Source organism: Massilia sp. BGA-UO-ETr-WB1 (assembly GCF_059567845.1).
Window position 1 is genome coordinate 1,172,580 of sequence record NZ_JCAQOT010000027.1, and the last position, 15,060, is coordinate 1,187,639.

The window sequence follows — 15,060 nt, forward strand, 5'->3', positions numbered from 1 at the left end:
GAGAACGACTTGACTACCCATCAAAAGGCCGCTGTGCCTTCGCCCAAAGACCTGATCCACACCACCATTTGGCAGGAAGTGCCGGAGGCGGATAATCCCTTCGCCACCCGCGCCGCCTATTGCCGCGGCTACGACGTCTATGGCGCCATGGCCGGCCAGGCGCGCTGGATAGAGATGCTGTGGCTGCTGCTGCGCAGCGAACTGCCGGCCGGCGCGGAACTGGACATCCTGGAGGCGCTGGCCGTGGCGCTGGCCAATCCTGGTCCGCGCGACGGCTCGGTGCACGCCGCCATGTGCGGCGGCGCGGGCGGCTCGACCGCCGCCTCGTCCCTGATGGCCGCGCTGGCCGTGGGCGCCGGCCGCTCCGGCGGCGCGCGCGAGGTGCACGACGCCATGACCATGTGGCGCCGCTGCGGCGCCGATCTGGACGCATGGCGCGCCCACCACGCCGCCAGCGCCAACGATCCGGTCGACGTCTGGCCGGAGCAAGCCCATCTTCCCGGCTTCGATCCGCACGGCGTCTCCACGCCGCTGCCGGTGCGCCAGCTGCTCGCCGCGCTGGACCGCATGGGCGCGGGACCGCAAACGGCTTGGCTGCACGCCGGCCTGGAGCAGGCCCGCACCGCCGCCGGCCTGCCGCTGGCCATGTGCGGCGTGGCCGCCTGCGTGTTCGGCGACCTGGGCTTCAGCCCGGACGAGGGCGAAATGCTGTACCTGCTGCTGCGCCTGCCCGGCGCCGCCGCCCACGCGCTGGAACAGAAGGCGGTCGGCTTCAAGCAGTTCCCGTTCTACAAACTGGAGCTCGACCCGGCCGCCACGCCGCCGGTGCCCGCAGCCCCAGCCCTGAGGGAGGCCGCATAATGCCGCGCAATCACAGCCACATTAATGAAGTGCTGAGCGGCCCGGCGCTGCTGCAGCACCACGCCGGCCAGCTGCATACCAAGGTCGGCGCCGCCTTCCCCGGCAGCCACGCGGTGTTCCGCGGCCACGACCTGCACCGCGAACTGTGCGACCTGCAGTGGGTGCAGCTGTATGCCTACGGCATCACCGGCCGCCACCTTACCGAAGCCCAGGCCGAATTGGTGCAGGCGATGTGGACCCACACCTCCTATCCGGACGCGCGCCTGTGGAACAACCGCGTGGCGGCGCTGGCGGGCAGCGCGCGCAGCAGCGCCTCGCTGGGCATCGTGGCCGGCATGGCGGTATCGGAGGCGACCACCTACGGCGGGCAGGCCACCATGCTGTGCATGACTTTCCTGCAGAACGCCCTGCGCCAGGTGCAGGCCGGCGCGCCGCTGGCCGACGTGGTGTGGGCCGAGACCGAACGCAGCAAGATCTACGGTTTTGGCCGTCCGATCAACTCCCACGACGAGCGGATTCCCTTTATCATGGCGCTGGCCGAGCGCCTCGGCTTGCACAACGGCCCGCACCTGGCGCTGGCCTGGCAGGTGGAGCAGGTGCTGCTGAGCCGTTACGGGCAACTGCACATGAACTATTCGGGCCTGCACGCGGCCATCATCGCCGACATGGGCATGTCGGTGCGCGAGCTGCAACTGCTGCGCATGCCGATCTTCATCGCCGGCATGGCGCCGTGCGTGGTGGAAGCGGCCGAAAAGCCGGAACGGGTGCTGTTCGCCACGCCGTGCAGCGCGGTCGACTATACGGGACCGGCGCCGCGCGCCTGGAAACCGGAGCGGATGCAAGCAGCGGCCTAGTGGTCTACTTGCAAGCTGCAAGCTTGCAACAGTTCTTGCTGTTTTGTCCCATGAGGAAAGAGTGCCACGCTACAATGGGAAAAATATCACAATCTGGAGATTGGATTTGAAGTCTGTGCGCGCATCCCGCTTATCGTCCCGCCTATCCCGTTGCTGGCTGGCAGTGGCCCTGGCCCTGCCTGCCCTGGCGGCCCAATCCCAGGCGCATGCCCAAGCAGGCCCCAGTAGCGAAGAGGACGAACTGACTATGGTCTACGGCGACGCCGACAGCGTCAGCATCGCCACCGGCAACCTGCAGTCGCTGCGCCGCGCGCCGGCCGTGGCCTCGGTCGTGACGGCGGCCGACATCGCCGCCATGGGCGCAACCGACCTCGACCACGTGCTGGAAACCGTGGCGGGCCTGCACATTTCGCGCAGCCCCAACAGCTATACGCCGCTGTACATCATGCGCGGCGTGTTCAGCCAGTACGCGCCGCAAGTGCTGGTGCTGCAGAACGGCGTGCCGGTCACCACGCTCTACATCGGCAACAAAGGCAATGTTTGGGGCAGCTTCCCGGTAGAACACATTTCGCGCATTGAAATCATCCGTGGTCCGGGCTCCGCGCTGTACGGATCGGACGCGTTCTCCGGCGTCATCAACATCATCACCAAGGGCCCGGCCGAAGCGGCCGGCACCGAGGTCGGTGCGCGGCTTGGCTCCTTCCAGTCGCGCGACGCCTGGGTACAGCACGGCGGCAAAGTCGGCCCGGTCGAGGTCGCCGCCTTCCTGCGCACCGGCACCACCGACGGGCAGCACCGAATCATCGAAGCCGACGCCCAAACCCGCAACGACACGCTGCTCGGCACCCGCGCAAGCCTGGCGCCCGGCGGCGTCAATGTGGGCGGCGATGCAGTCGATCTGAACCTGGAAGCGACCTATGGCCAATGGCGCGCACGCTTCGGCTACAAGCTGCGCGACAAGCAAGGCAGCGGAGCCGGCATCGCCTCCGCGCTCGACCCGGTCGGCACAGGCCGCAGCGAACGCATCAACACCAGCCTGGCCTGGGCCAACCCACAGTTCACGCGCGATTGGGGCCTGGGCGTGAGTATCAGCACGCAGTCGTACGTGCAGGAACTCAAGGGTTATGTACTGCTGCCGCCCGGCACGCGCTTCCCCACCGGGGCATTCCCCAACGGAATGATAGGCGCGCCCGAAACCTGGGAGCGCGCCACCCGCCTGACCGGCTACGCCGACTACAGCGGCTTTACCGGCCATCACGTGCGCATCGGCGTGGGCCACGACGAGCTGGACCTCTACCGCACGCAGGAGCGGCGCAACTTCACGTACACGGCGAACGGTACGCCGGTACCGCTGCCAGCGCTGGCCGACTTCAGCGAAAGCAACCCCTTCATGCGTCCTCATCTCCGCCGCATCGACTATATTTACGCGCAGGACGAATGGCGCATGGCCACCGACTGGACCCTGACCGCCGGCGTGCGCCACGACCGTTATTCCGATTTCGGCGGCGCCACCAACCCGCGCATGGCGCTGGTATGGGATGCCACGTTCGACCTGACCGCCAAGCTGCTGTACGGCCGCGCCTTCCGCGCACCGTCCTTTAACGAAGCGTACAGCCTGGCCAACCCGGTTGCGCGCGGCAACGCAAACCTAAAACCCGAGACCGACCGCACGCTGGAGGCCGCCTTCTCCTGGCAAGCCCAGTCCGACGCGCAGGTCAACCTGACCCTGTACCGCTACGCCATGGGCAACATCATCCGCCTGGTGCCCAATGCGGTGGCCGGCACCGGCTCCACCTTTGCCAACACCGGCAGCCAGGTGGGCCACGGCCTGGAACTGGAAGGCAACTGGAATGTGAACCGCGAACTGCGCGTGGTGGGCAACTACGCCTGGCAGCGCTCGGTCGACAAGGCCACCGACACCGACGCCGGCTACGCGCCGCACCACCACGTGTTCGCCCGCGCCGACTGGCAGTTTGCCGGCGGCTACACCCTGTCGCCGCAGCTGAACTGGGTGGCCGACCGCAAGCGCGCCGCCGGCGACCTGCGCAAGCCCATCGACAACTACCACACGCTGGACCTGACCTTGTCCACCCGGCGCGGCAAGAATCACTGGAACTTCTCGGCCGCCGTGCGCAACCTGTTCGACGCCGACGCCCGTGAACCCACCCTGGCGCCGGGCCTGGCGCTGCCGTTCGACCTGCCGCTGGCCGGCCGCAGCTTCTCGCTGCAGGCCAGCTACAAGCTGTAAGCCTCCCCTGCCCCTGATCCGGCGGCCTGCCGCGGCCGGATCAGCGACCGCCTGTGCGGCCATCCCAAACGTTGCCAGTTTGCGCTGCCGTTTGTCGCGCACGGTGCGCCGTGACACCTTCGAGGCGCTGAAGGCGGCCATCGGCGAACTGGACGCGCCATGACCTGCGTCAATCCGACCGAGACAAACGATTGAATATCCGCCACAACGGCGTACGCTGAACCTTAGCAAGCGGGGCCGGACCGCCCGCTTCACCTAAAGGAGGCGTATATGTCGACGACATCATCATCCCTCGCTGCCCTGACCGCCCTGTTCATGGCCGGCCCCGCCCTCGCAGCGCCGCAAGACCCCACCACCAGCATCAAGCGCGACACCGACCCGGCCCGCGCCCTGGCCGAGCCGTCCTACCAGACGCGCGAGGAAAGGCTGAACGCCAAGCCGCTGGACTGGAACGCCACCAAGGGCAAACCCAAGCGCAAGGCCCAGACGGCGGCGGAGAAAAAAGCGCTGGCCGGCGCCAAGACCGAGCACGCCGAAGGCGGCGCGCCCGATCCCAAAGCCGACGAGGAGGCCCGGCGCCTGCACCCGGACGACTGGAAAGCGCCCGACCGGAATCAGCGCTAAGCCCATCGCACGCCAAGCCAAACTCGACAGGGAGATCTGATATGGACAAGCACACCATCATGGCGTTCGCGGCGCTGGCCGGGATTGCCGCGTTCGCGCTCGCCGGGCCGGCGCAGGCCACGGCCGACATCTTCACGCAATACCAGGAAACCAACAACAGCAATACGCCGCGCGCGATCGGCAAGCTGTTCACCAACGCCGGCAGCTGCTCCGCCTCCGTCATCAGCGGCAACAACATCATCGTCACGGCCGCGCACTGCTGCTACAATCGCTCCACCAACAACTGGATCGGCGGCTGGGCCTTCGCGCCGGCCTACAACAGCGGCAACGCGCCGTTCGGCGTGTTCACCTGGTCGCAGGCGCGCATCCTCACCAGCTGGATCAACAACGGCGACGTGGCGTCCGACGTGTGCCTGATCGCGCTGCAGAACGACTCGGCCGGGCGCGGCGTCACCTACTACACCGGCTGGCTGGGGCGCTCGTGGAATTACGGCAGCGTGCTCAGCCAGCACGCGCTCGGCTATCCGGGCAACCTGGGCGGCGGCCACACGCTGCAGCTGTGCGCCTCGGAGAGCTTCAACCCCAGCGGCAGCTGCGGCGGCACCTCGGTACTCAACACCGGCTGCTCGATGACCTTCGGTTCCAGCGGCGGGCCATGGCTGCGCGACTACCGGGGCGGCAACCACGTCGACTCCGTGGTGCACGGCTACGACGGCACCACTTGCACCGGCACCTTCGGCCAGACCTTCAACGGCCCGCGCTTCACCAGCGGCAATATCGCCGCGCTGTGCACCGCGCAAGGCTGCTGACGGCGCCGCCCCGGGCGCTCGCCTCAGGCCCCGGCCCCCGCCGGCTCAGCGCGCGGCGTCGTCCCAGGCGGTGGCGGCAGCCGCTTCCAGCACCGGCCGCCAGGCCGGCGCCACTGGCAGCAGGAACAGCTCGCGCAGCGCCTGCTCGAGTCCATCCGCGTCGAGATAGCTGCGCGCGAGGCTGCCATCGCCGCCGCGTATGCTGAGGCGGTTCTGCAGCAGCGCGTAGCGCGCCTGCGGCGTGGTGCGCGCCACGATCAGCTTGTGCCGGAAATGCGAATCCGGGTGCGTGGCCGTGTAATAGTTGGCCATGTCGTAGTCGCCCGCCGTCTGCAGCGCCGGTGAGATCCGGTACACCGGCTGCCACGCGGCGCCGTCGCCAGCGCCGATCTCCACTTCCAGCAACTGCTCGTTGCCGGCCGCGCTCAGGCGGAAGCGCTCGTGCGGCGTTTCCTGCGGCCCGGCCAGATCGAAGCGCACCGGCGCCGTCAGCACGCAGCTGCCGAAGCCGACGTCGGCCAGCCACGGCGTGCCGTCGATGGTCACCCGCAGCACCATGTGCGTGCGCGGCCGCAGCGCCGCTTCCGGGCCGAGCTGCCAGCGCACCTGCGCAATCAAGCCCTCCACGCTGAAACCCATGGCTTCCAGCACCCGCTGGAACAGGCTGTTCTGCTCGAAGCAATAGCCACCGCGCCCGGCCGCGATCAGCTTGGCGTCCACCGCCTGCGGCGCCAGGTCCACCGGCAGGTGCAGCAGCGGGTCGAGGGCTTCAAAGGGGATGGCGGCCGGGTGCAGTTGCTGCAAGGCACGCAGCGCGCCCAGCGTGGGCGCGCGCTCGCCGGTGTAGCCTATGCGCGCGCAGTAGGAATCCAGGAACTGTTGCATCGATTTCGCTCCATTTAACAATATGGCGAAAAGGATAGCACTTTCCGGTCAGCCCGGCCGCTGGCGCAGTATGTTCAGGAACACGTCGGGCTGGAAGCCTTCGCGCATCTGCTCGCCGCGCACCACCAGGAAGGGCGTGCCCCTGGCGCCGTAGGCCTTGAAGGCCCTGGCGCACGCGCCGCTGGCGCTGATATTGCACTCGGTGTAGGCGAAGCTGCGCTGCGTCAGCCATTTCGTGGCCAAGTTGCAGTACAGGCAGCCGTCTGTGGTGTACATCGTCACCTCGCCCGGCCGCACCTGCCCGGCCAGAGCGGCGATCTGCGCGGGCGAGACTTCATTGCTCGCCAGGTTGCGCAACTTGCCGACACCGCCAAAGAATATGAAAGCCAGCAGCAAGCATGCAGCCGCCACTGCGAACCAAGGCACCTTGCTGGCCTTCGGGCAAAAGGTGTATTCGATGTCTTTCATCCCTTTATGTTATCTCAACTTTTGCCCGAAGTGTCTTACTTTCCCGCGTAATCGCCGGCCCGCACCTACTTGCGTCGCGAACAGGCGAACCTGCGCCTGCCGGCGAACCAGTTCGCGCGTCTGCAAGGCAAGGGAAACGCCGCCAGGTGGGAGCGTGGGCGGCTTGCAATAAACTATTAATTATCAATATAAAAATATATTGACAGGCAATAATTCCTTGCGTCAATATTCATCCGCTTGATTAATAAGCGCATTAATTCCAACAATTTAACCGACAGGATAAAACATGGCATCTGGCACTGGAACCAACTCGGCCGACACTTTTTACATGAGCACCTTCGGCGCCCCGGTTTATCCGGCCACCGCACACGGATATAATGCACTGGGCGGCAATGACACGGTCTATGGCAGCTCCTATGTCGACATTATTCAAGGTGGCACGGGCGACGATATTCTCTACGGCTATGCCGGCGACGATACTCTGGTCGGCCAGGCCGGCAGCGACACCCTGTACGGCGGCGACGGCGACGACTTTATCCACGGCGGCAGCGTAGATGCCGGTTCGGACGTGCTGAACGGCGGTGCCGGCAATGACCGCATGCACGGCGGGCTGGGCGACGACCTGTATGTCCACACCCTGAACAGCGGCGTCGACACCATCAACGACGGCGCTTCCGAAGCGCTGAACCCGGGCTATGGCGGCGGTTCGGACGTTCTCCAGTTCACCGGCATTACCCTGGCCCAGCTGGCCGCTTACCGCCCGGCCGGCACGAATGAGCTGTGGCTGGGCAGCACCGCCGATTTTGCCGACGGCGTGATGGATGACGGCGTGATTATCCAGGATTTCTATGCCGGCGACGCCAACACTTTCATTGAATGGGTGTACACTGCCGACAATCAGTGGGTTGACCTGATGCAGCTGATTTAAATCAGGCCAAGCGCCGGCATTTATTTCCGCCGGCGCCGTTTGTTTTAAGACGCTATTTAAACCGTAGTTAATCCAGGAGGCGACCACATGTCCCGCATCGATTCCGCCAGTCCTTACCGCGTGCAAGGCAGTGTCACGTCCATCGCCGAGTTGGCGCAAAAGAAACCAGGCTTCGTTATTCCCGCCAGCGCAGAACAAATAGCAGAATTAAAACTGCGCGACGAGCAGATGCAGGCTCGCGAAGCCGCTGCCGTCCGCCATGCGCAGAACAACCCGGACCCTGTCTATGCGCAAATCGTCTCGAACGGCCAGGTTCTGGCCACCGTGTATGCGTCGGGCAGTGCCAGCACCCAGCAGAACCTCAACCTCAAGCTGACGGAGGATGGCGAGGGCCTGGCGCTGGCGCAGACGCGGCTGGCCGAGCTTTCCAAGGCGATCAAGGGCGAAGTGGTGTACGCGCAAGGCCCGGTGAAAGCGCCCGCGCCGCTGCTGGAGCCGGCCTTGCCGCAAGTAACGGCGCGCGGCCTGAACGAGATGGTGCGCGACATGGACTGGGCGCTGGCCCGCGCACGCATGGCCGAATAAACTATTTGACGCGCTGCTTTTCCAGCTTGCGCGCCAGGGTGCGGCGATGCATGCCGAGGCGGCGCGCCGCCTCGGAGATGTTGAAGTCGGTCTCGGCCAGCACTTCGTGGATGCGTTCCCATTCCAGCGTCTTGATGGAGGTGGAACGGTTGGTCATTTCCACTTCCGCACTGCCGGCCACGTGGGCGAAGGCCGCTTCGATGTCGTCCGTGTTGGACGGCTTGGCCAGGTACTGGCAGGCGCCCAGCTTGATCGCCTCGACCGCCGTGTTGATGCTGGCGAAGCCGGTCAGCACCACGATCAGCATGTCCGGGTCGTGCGCGTGCAGCATTTGCACGCACAGCAGGCCGGAAGTGTTGTTCTTGAGCTTGAGATCCACCACCGCGTAGCCGGGCGAATTGTCCTCCAGCAGCGCTTCGGCCTCCTCCAGGCTGGCCGCCAGCAGCACCTGGTAGCCGCGCCGCTCGAACGAACGGCCGAGCGTGCGCGCGAAGGCGGCATCGTCTTCGATGATGATGAGCTGGCGGACTTCTTCTGGTACTTCTTCTTGTACTTCGTCTGCGGTCATTCCTATTCCTCTTCCACTGCAATGGCCGTGAGCGGCAAGCTCAGCAGCACGGCGGCGCCGCCTTCGGGGCGGTTGCTGGCCGTGACCGTGCCGCCCAGGGTGCGCGCCACGTTCACCGTCAGGAACAAGCCCAGGCCACGGCCCGGCTTGCCCTTGCTTGAATTGTAGGGCTTGCCGAACTGTTCCAGGATCTCGGGCGCGAAGCCGGGGCCGTTGTCGCTGACCAGCAGCTTCAGCGCCCCGTCTTCGCACGTCGCTTCCAGCCGGATCGATTCCGGCGACGCTTCCAGCGCATTGTCCAGCACGTTGCAGATCATTTGCTTCAGCGCCGAGTCGAACACCACCGGCATGTCGGCAATCCGGTTGTCGTACTCGAACGCGGCCACCGGCCGGCTGTCGCGCCACTCCGCCACCAGCTCGTCAAGGAAGGTGTTGATGGTGGTGCGGGCCGACGATTCGCCGCGCGCCTCGCCCGCCGACAGCAAAATGCCGCTGACGATGGCTTTGCAGCGCGCCAGCTGGGCCTGCATTTCGCCGATTTCCTCCAGCAGCTCCGGGTTCTTGCTGAATTCCGGCATGCGGCGCCAGTCCCCCAGTATGACCGATAAGGTCGCCAGCGGCGTGCCCAGTTCGTGCGCGGCGCCCGAGGCGAGCAGGCCCATGCGGACAATGTGCTCTTCCTCGGCGGCGCGCTGGCGCATGCTGGCCAGCATGGCGTCGCCGGCCCGCAGATTGCTCATGATGCGGGTGATGAACACCACCAGCAGCGCCGCGTTCAGCGCGAAGCAGATCAGCATGCCCTGGATGTACAGGCTGAAGTAGCCGCGCTCGTGGAACAGCGGCAGCGCGATCGGCTTGGACCACACCGACAGCCCGGCCAGGCAGGCGCTGGCGATGGCGACGATGGTCCAGGTGGACCAGGCCTCCAGCAGCACGGCGCTCAGGATCACCTGCAACAGGTAGAGGTAGACGAAGGGATTGGAGGTGCCGCCGCTCAGGTAGAGCTGGGCCGTGAGGCTGGCCACGTCCACCAGCATGGCGATGAACAGTTCGGCGTTCGAGACCGCCCATTCCTCGTGCCAGCGCAGCTGGCTGGCCACGTTGAAGGCGATCAGGCAGGCCAGCACTTCCAGCATGTAGACCAGCGGCAGCTTGATGCCGAAGCCCCAGGCCACCACCGCGATGGTGGTCACCTGGCCGACCACGGCGATCCAGCGCAGCTGGATCAGCTGCTGCATGTTCTGGTGTCCCGCCGCCTGACCCGCGCTGGCCTTGGCCAGGAAGGAAGGTAATTTTGCTATCGAAAGTATTTGGCCCGACATGGTCCCTCGCCCGGTTTATGCGTCCGCGTCGTCCTTGCGCGCGCGGCGGCGCTCGTCGCGGATCACCCACGCCAGCGCGGCCGCCATCATAACAGCCAGCGCGTACCAGGTGAGAGCATAAACCAGGTGGTTGTTCGGGAAAGAAATAACCGTCATGCCGCCGTAGGGGCGCGCGGCCGGGTCCAGGTCGGCCACGTACTGGCCGGCGCCGGCGTCGACGAAGTATGGCGCCACGCGCGCCGTGTGCAGGCCGCGCGCGGCGGCCATGGCGTGCACGTCGCGCGCATACCAGCGGTTCTGCGCCGGTTCGTTGGCGCGCAGGCCCAGCGGGCCCTTGCCCACTTCGCTGATGCGCAGCAGGCCGTTCAGGCGCACCGGGGCGCGGCCGGCCAGGGCGGCGGCGGCGCAGGCGTCGGTGCCGGCCGGCACGCTGTTGGACAGGCTGGATTCGAGTTTGGCGGCAGCGTCCAGCGGCAGGAAGCCGCGGTTGATCATGACGACGCTGACGCCGTTGCTGCCGTCCGCCAGGCACAGCGGCGTGAGCAGCCAATAGCCAGGGCCACGTTCGGTGGTCGCCTGCGCTTTGGTGGAGTATTCGGGGAGCAGCACGCCGGTCAGGTGGACATGGCGGTATTCATCGGTCTCTGCGGAGACCTTGGCCCAGTCCTGCGGGCCGGGGGCGGGAACCGGCTCGGCGTGCACGCGCGCATTGACGCGTTCCACCAGGGCCAGTTTCCATTGCAGGCGCTGGACTTGCCACGTGCCCAGCGCGAGCAGTACTGCAATCACCAGCACCGCGCAGCCCGCCAGCGTGTAGCGCAGGCCTGCCGATCGCAGGCGCGGCGCAGCGGCGGAGCGCGGTGCGGACATCATGGCATGTTGCGCATTTGGTGCGCGTCCATGCTTGGCATCATGTTGGCGTTCATGTGGTACATGACCCAGATCGAACCGGCCAGCACGATGACCACCAGGATCAGCGTGAACATCATGGCCAGCATCGACCAGCCGCCCTCCACTTTCGCGTTCATGTGCAGGAAGTAGACCATGTGGACCACGATCTGCACGGCGGCGAAGCCGAGGATGGTGAAGGCGGTGGTGGCCGGGTTGGCGAACACGTTGCCCATCACCAGCCAGAACGGAATGGCGGTCAGGATCACCGACAGGATGAAGCCGATGGTGTAGGACTTCAGGCTGCCGTGGTTGTGGTCGTCATGGCCGTGGTGGCCGTGGCCGTGATCGTCATGGCCATGGTGGTCGTGATTGTGATCGCTCATGGCAGAACTCCCATCAGGTAAACAAAGGTGAACACGCCGATCCAGACCACGTCCAGGAAGTGCCAGAACATCGACAGGCAGGTCATGCGGCGCATGTTTTCATGCGTCAGGCCGTGCTTCTTCAGCTGGAACAGCAGCGTCACCAGCCAGACGATGCCGAAGGTCACGTGCAAGCCGTGGGTGGCCACCAGCGCCCAGAACGAGGTCAGGAAGGCGCTGCGCTGCGGACCGGCGTTTTCATGCAGCAGGTGCATGAATTCGTACAGTTCCAGCGAGATGAAGGCCGCGCCGAACAGGCCGGTGACGATCAGCCAGCCCATGGTGGCGCCCAGGCGCTTGCGGCCCGCTTCCAGCATGGCGAAGCCGTAGGTGATCGACGACAGCAGCAGCATCGAGGTATTCAATGCCACCAGCTTCAGGTCGAACAGCTCGGCGCCGGTCGGGCCGCCCGCGTAGTTGCGGCCCAGCACGGCGTAGGTTGCGAACAGGACGGCGAAGATCAGGCAATCGCTCATCAGGTAGATCCAGAAACCCAGCAGGGTGCCGTTTTCCGGATGGTGCTCGCGCACGAAGTAGCGCGAGCTCGGGTTCAAAGTAGCGTCAGACATGGGCATTCAGCAGTTGGGTGCGAGCATTTTCGGTGCGGACCACTTCTTCCGCAGGAATGTAGTAATCGCGTTTGTAGTTAAACGTGTGAACAATGATGGCGGCCATCATGGCGGCGAACGACAGGCCGGCCAGGATCCACATCTGCCAGATCAGCGCGAAGCCCACCAGGCCGCTGATCGCGGCGATCACGAAGCCGGCCCAGGTGTTCTTGGGCATGTGGATCGCCACGTAGTCCTTCAGCGGACGCTGGTAGCCGTTCTTCTTCATGTCGGCCCAGGTGTCGTTGTCGTGCACGCGCGGGGTGAACGCGAAGTTGTAGTCCGGCGGTGGCGACGAGGTCGACCATTCCAGCGTGCGGCCGTTCCATGGGTCGCCGGTGACGTCCAGGTTTTGCTTGCGGTCGCGGAACGAGACCCAGAACTGCATCAGCATGGCGCCGATACCGCCGGCGATCATCACCGCGCCCACGGCGGCGATCTGGAACCAGATCTGCAGCGATGGATCGTCGAAGTGGCTCATGCGGCGGGTTACGCCCATCAGGCCCAGCACGTACAGCGGCATGAAGGCGAAGTAGAAGCCCACGAACCACAGCCAGAACGACCACTTGCCCCAGTACTCGTTGAGCTTGTAGCCGAACGCTTTCGGGAACCAGTAGTTGATGGCGGCGAACACGCCGAACACCACGCCGCCGATGATGACGTTGTGGAAGTGCGCGATCAGGAACAGCGAGTTGTGCAGCACGAAGTCCGCTGGAGGAACGGCCAGCAGCACGCCGGTCATACCGCCGATCACGAAGGTGATGATGAAACCAATGGTCCACAGCATCGGCACTTCAAAGCGGATGCGGCCGCGGTACATGGTAAACAGCCAGTTGAAGATCTTGGCCCCGGTCGGGATCGAGATAATCATCGTGGTAATGCCGAAGAACGAGTTCACGCTGGCGCCGGAGCCCATGGTGAAGAAGTGGTGCAGCCATACCAGGTAGGACAGGATGGTGATCACGACGGTGGCGTACACCATCGAGGTGTAGCCGAACAGGCGCTTGCCGCAGTAGGTCGAGACGATTTCCGAGAACACGCCGAACACCGGCAGCACCAGGATGTACACCTCGGGGTGGCCCCAGATCCAGATCAGGTTCACGTACAGCATGGGGTTGCCGCCCAGCTCGTTGGTGAAGAAGTTGGTGCCGAAGGTACGGTCCAGCGACAGCATGCCCAGCACGGCGGTCAGCACAGGGAACACGGCCACGATCAGCGCGTTGGTGCACAGGGCGGTCCAGGTGAACACCGGCATCTTCATCATGTCCATGCCGGGCGCGCGCATTTTCACGATGGTGACCACCAGGTTGACGCCGGACAGCAGTGTGCCGACCCCGGCCACCTGTAATGACCAGATGTAGTAGTCCACCCCCACGTCAGGGGACGCCAGGATGCCGGACAGCGGCGGGTAGGCCAGCCAGCCGGTGCGGGCGAATTCGCCCACGAACAGCGAAGCCATCACCAGCACGGCGCCGAAGGCGGTCATCCAGAAGGAGAAGTTGTTCAGGAACGGGAAGGCCACGTCGCGCGCGCCGATCTGCAGCGGCACCACGTAGTTCATCAGGCCGGTCACGAACGGCATTGCCACGAAGAAGATCATGATCACGCCGTGGGCGGTGAAGATCTGGTCGTAGTGGTGCGGCGGCAGGAAGCCGGTCGAGTCGCCGAAGGCGAACGCTTGCTGGGCGCGCATCATCAGCGCGTCGGCGAAGCCGCGCAGCAGCATGATCAAACCGAGGATCATGTACATGATGCCGATTTTCTTGTGGTCGATACTGGTGATCCAGTCGCGCCACAAGGTGCCCCACAGGCGGAAGTAGGTCAAGCCGCCGAGCAGCGCGGTGCCGCCCAGCACGACGCCGACGAAAGTCGCCAGCAGGATCGGATCATGCAGGGGAATCGCGTCCCAGCTTAGCCGTCCGAAGATGAGGTCAGTATTGTGTTGCATTATTGCTCTTCATGGAAAGATTGGGCACGGGAGTCGGCGTATTGCACAGCTCGGCCGCGGTTTTCGCGCGCACGATGTCATCCGCCATCATCTTGTTCATGCAGGTGGTGCCGTCGCCGACGCAGCGGTTCAGGATCGCGTCGTACAGGTCGGCCGAAACGGTCGGGTAGTAGCGCACCGGCTCTTTTTCGCTCGGTTTCTCCAGCACCTGGTAATTGGCGCGGTCCAGCGCCACGGCGCCGCTGGAACCGGACGCCTTGACCTTGGCCACCCAGGCGTCGAAGTCGCCGTTACTGACGCCGTGGTACTTGAAGCGCATGTGCGAGAAGCCGTGGCCGCTGTAGTTGGCCGAGAAGCCGTCGTACACGCCGGCCTTGTTGATGATGGCGTTCAGCTGCGTTTCCATGCTGGGCATCGCGTAGATCATGCCGGCCAGGGCTGGCACGTAGAAGGCATTCATCACGTTCGAGGCGGTGATTTTGAAACGTACAGGCACGTCGACCGGCGTCACCAGCTCATTCACGGTGGCGATGCCCTGCTCCGGATAAATGAACAGCCATTTCCAGTCCAGCGCCACCACCTGCACTTCCAGCGGTTTGACGCCGGCGGCCAGCGGACGCTTCTCGTCGATGCGGTCCAGCGGACGGTACGGGTCCAGCTTGTGGGTGCTGATCCAGGTCAGCAGGCCCAGCACGATGATGATCAGCAGCGGTGCGCCCCAGATCACGAGTTCGAGCTTGGTGGAATGATCCCAATCGGGTTCATATTTGGCTTTAGTGTTGCTTTGGCGATACTTCCACGCAAAGAACAGGGTCAGTGCGATGACTGGGACGACAATCAGCAGCATCAGCAAGGTGGACACCACCACAAGGCGGGCCTGCTGCGCGGCGATATCGCCGGACGGGTTCATTACCACGGTGTTGCAGCCTGCGAGCAACAACAGTGGCAAAAGAGCCAATCCACGATGGTTCAAGGGAGATTTCATGCGGTTATGTACGTTACATAAAATGAATAACATGGTACTGTAACCACAACGGCT

General features: G+C 64.9%; 16 protein-coding genes. 7 read left to right on the forward strand and 9 right to left on the reverse strand.

All coding sequences use genetic code 11. The annotated features are described in order from the left end of the window. The first annotated feature begins 9 nt into the window (after positions 1 to 9). The 5 genes from AC56DV_RS31925 to AC56DV_RS31945 all read left to right on the forward strand — a co-directional run bounded on the left by AC56DV_RS31925 (position 10) and on the right by AC56DV_RS31945 (position 5,396). Positions 10 to 861: a citrate synthase family protein gene (locus tag AC56DV_RS31925; protein ID WP_496318216.1), complete on the forward strand. Its 852-nt coding sequence runs from the start codon at positions 10 to 12 to the stop codon at positions 859 to 861. Then, a complete protein-coding gene (locus AC56DV_RS31930; protein WP_496318217.1) occupies positions 861 to 1,715 on the forward strand; it encodes a citrate synthase family protein in 855 nt (284 codons plus the stop codon). The genes AC56DV_RS31925 and AC56DV_RS31930 overlap by 1 nt, the downstream gene beginning before the upstream one ends. A 247-nt stretch (positions 1,716 to 1,962) precedes the next feature. After that, positions 1,963 to 3,963, forward strand: a complete 2,001-nt coding sequence (locus AC56DV_RS31935; protein ID WP_496318218.1) for a TonB-dependent receptor plug domain-containing protein — start codon at positions 1,963 to 1,965, stop codon at positions 3,961 to 3,963. 270 nt (positions 3,964 to 4,233) lie between these two features. Continuing rightward, on the forward strand, positions 4,234 to 4,587 hold the full coding sequence (locus AC56DV_RS31940; RefSeq protein WP_496318219.1) for a hypothetical protein: 354 nt from the start codon (positions 4,234 to 4,236) through the stop codon (positions 4,585 to 4,587). A 41-nt stretch (positions 4,588 to 4,628) separates the two neighbouring features. Continuing rightward, positions 4,629 to 5,396 carry a trypsin-like serine peptidase gene (locus AC56DV_RS31945; RefSeq protein WP_496318220.1) on the forward strand — a complete coding sequence of 256 codons (768 nt, stop codon included), beginning with the start codon at positions 4,629 to 4,631 and terminating at the stop codon, positions 5,394 to 5,396. 45 nt (positions 5,397 to 5,441) lie between these two features. On the opposite strand, the gene AC56DV_RS31950 is transcribed toward AC56DV_RS31945, so the two are convergent. Together AC56DV_RS31950 and AC56DV_RS31955 are read right to left on the reverse strand one after the other, a co-directional pair. After that, positions 5,442 to 6,281 carry an arylamine N-acetyltransferase family protein gene (locus tag AC56DV_RS31950; RefSeq protein WP_496318221.1) on the reverse strand — a complete coding sequence of 280 codons (840 nt, stop codon included), beginning with the start codon at positions 6,279 to 6,281 and terminating at the stop codon, positions 5,442 to 5,444. A 48-nt stretch (positions 6,282 to 6,329) separates the two neighbouring features. Beyond that, entirely contained in the window at positions 6,330 to 6,749 is a 420-nt protein-coding gene (locus AC56DV_RS31955; protein WP_496318222.1) for a glutaredoxin family protein, read from the reverse strand. 286 nt (positions 6,750 to 7,035) lie between these two features. On the opposite strand from AC56DV_RS31955, the gene AC56DV_RS31960 reads away from it, so the two are divergent. Beyond that, entirely contained in the window at positions 7,036 to 7,677 is a 642-nt protein-coding gene (locus tag AC56DV_RS31960) for a calcium-binding protein (protein WP_496318223.1), read from the forward strand. Between the two features lie 87 nt (positions 7,678 to 7,764). Beyond that, complete coding sequence (locus AC56DV_RS31965; RefSeq protein ID WP_496318224.1) at positions 7,765 to 8,262, forward strand: hypothetical protein; 498 nt, start codon at positions 7,765 to 7,767, stop codon at positions 8,260 to 8,262. 1 nt (position 8,263) lies between these two features. Here AC56DV_RS31965 and AC56DV_RS31970 read toward each other — a convergent pair whose 3' ends face one another. Genes AC56DV_RS31970 through cyoA form a run of 7 tightly spaced genes read right to left on the reverse strand, consistent with a single transcriptional unit; the run spans position 8,264 to position 15,006 of the window. Then, entirely contained in the window at positions 8,264 to 8,830 is a 567-nt protein-coding gene (locus AC56DV_RS31970) for a response regulator transcription factor (protein WP_496318225.1), read from the reverse strand. A gap of 2 nt (positions 8,831 to 8,832) precedes the next feature. Then, positions 8,833 to 10,152, reverse strand: a complete 1,320-nt coding sequence (locus AC56DV_RS31975; RefSeq protein ID WP_496318226.1) for an ATP-binding protein — start codon at positions 10,150 to 10,152, stop codon at positions 8,833 to 8,835. A gap of 15 nt (positions 10,153 to 10,167) precedes the next feature. Beyond that, positions 10,168 to 11,025 carry an SURF1 family protein gene (locus tag AC56DV_RS31980; protein WP_496318227.1) on the reverse strand — a complete coding sequence of 286 codons (858 nt, stop codon included), beginning with the start codon at positions 11,023 to 11,025 and terminating at the stop codon, positions 10,168 to 10,170. Then, a complete protein-coding gene (cyoD, locus tag AC56DV_RS31985; RefSeq protein WP_496318228.1) occupies positions 11,022 to 11,426 on the reverse strand; it encodes a cytochrome o ubiquinol oxidase subunit IV in 405 nt (134 codons plus the stop codon). The genes AC56DV_RS31980 and cyoD overlap by 4 nt, the downstream gene beginning before the upstream one ends. After that, positions 11,423 to 12,034, reverse strand: a complete 612-nt coding sequence (gene cyoC, locus AC56DV_RS31990) for a cytochrome o ubiquinol oxidase subunit III (RefSeq protein ID WP_057156436.1) — start codon at positions 12,032 to 12,034, stop codon at positions 11,423 to 11,425. The genes cyoD and cyoC overlap by 4 nt, the downstream gene beginning before the upstream one ends. Further along, positions 12,027 to 14,021, reverse strand: coding sequence for a cytochrome o ubiquinol oxidase subunit I (cyoB, locus tag AC56DV_RS31995; RefSeq protein ID WP_496318229.1), 1,995 nt, complete (start codon positions 14,019 to 14,021; stop codon positions 12,027 to 12,029). Before cyoB ends, cyoC begins: the two co-directional genes overlap by 8 nt. Then, positions 14,005 to 15,006: a ubiquinol oxidase subunit II gene (gene cyoA / locus AC56DV_RS32000; RefSeq protein ID WP_496318230.1), complete on the reverse strand. Its 1,002-nt coding sequence runs from the start codon at positions 15,004 to 15,006 to the stop codon at positions 14,005 to 14,007. The genes cyoB and cyoA overlap by 17 nt, the downstream gene beginning before the upstream one ends. Positions 15,007 to 15,060 lie beyond the last annotated feature (54 nt).

Excerpts from the sequence above, each read along its gene's own strand:
- AC56DV_RS31930 (WP_496318217.1), top strand. The coding sequence starts at position 861 with ATGCCGCGCAATCACAGCCACATTAATGAAGTGCTGAGCGGCCCGGCG.
- AC56DV_RS31935 (WP_496318218.1), top strand. The coding sequence starts at position 1,963 with ATGGTCTACGGCGACGCCGACAGCGTCAGCATCGCCACCGGCAACCTG.
- AC56DV_RS31940 (WP_496318219.1), top strand. The coding sequence starts at position 4,234 with ATGTCGACGACATCATCATCCCTCGCTGCCCTGACCGCCCTGTTCATG.
- AC56DV_RS31945 (WP_496318220.1), top strand. The coding sequence starts at position 4,629 with ATGGACAAGCACACCATCATGGCGTTCGCGGCGCTGGCCGGGATTGCC.
- AC56DV_RS31950 (WP_496318221.1), bottom strand. The coding sequence starts at position 6,281 with ATGCAACAGTTCCTGGATTCCTACTGCGCGCGCATAGGCTACACCGGC.
- AC56DV_RS31955 (WP_496318222.1), bottom strand. The coding sequence starts at position 6,749 with ATGAAAGACATCGAATACACCTTTTGCCCGAAGGCCAGCAAGGTGCCT.
- AC56DV_RS31960 (WP_496318223.1), top strand. The coding sequence starts at position 7,036 with ATGGCATCTGGCACTGGAACCAACTCGGCCGACACTTTTTACATGAGC.
- AC56DV_RS31965 (WP_496318224.1), top strand. The coding sequence starts at position 7,765 with ATGTCCCGCATCGATTCCGCCAGTCCTTACCGCGTGCAAGGCAGTGTC.
- AC56DV_RS31970 (WP_496318225.1), bottom strand. The coding sequence starts at position 8,830 with ATGACCGCAGACGAAGTACAAGAAGAAGTACCAGAAGAAGTCCGCCAG.
- AC56DV_RS31975 (WP_496318226.1), bottom strand. The coding sequence starts at position 10,152 with ATGTCGGGCCAAATACTTTCGATAGCAAAATTACCTTCCTTCCTGGCC.
- AC56DV_RS31980 (WP_496318227.1), bottom strand. The coding sequence starts at position 11,025 with ATGATGTCCGCACCGCGCTCCGCCGCTGCGCCGCGCCTGCGATCGGCA.
- cyoD (WP_496318228.1), bottom strand. The coding sequence starts at position 11,426 with ATGAGCGATCACAATCACGACCACCATGGCCATGACGATCACGGCCAC.
- cyoC (WP_057156436.1), bottom strand. The coding sequence starts at position 12,034 with ATGTCTGACGCTACTTTGAACCCGAGCTCGCGCTACTTCGTGCGCGAG.
- cyoB (WP_496318229.1), bottom strand. The coding sequence starts at position 14,021 with ATGCAACACAATACTGACCTCATCTTCGGACGGCTAAGCTGGGACGCG.
- cyoA (WP_496318230.1), bottom strand. The coding sequence starts at position 15,006 with ATGAAATCTCCCTTGAACCATCGTGGATTGGCTCTTTTGCCACTGTTG.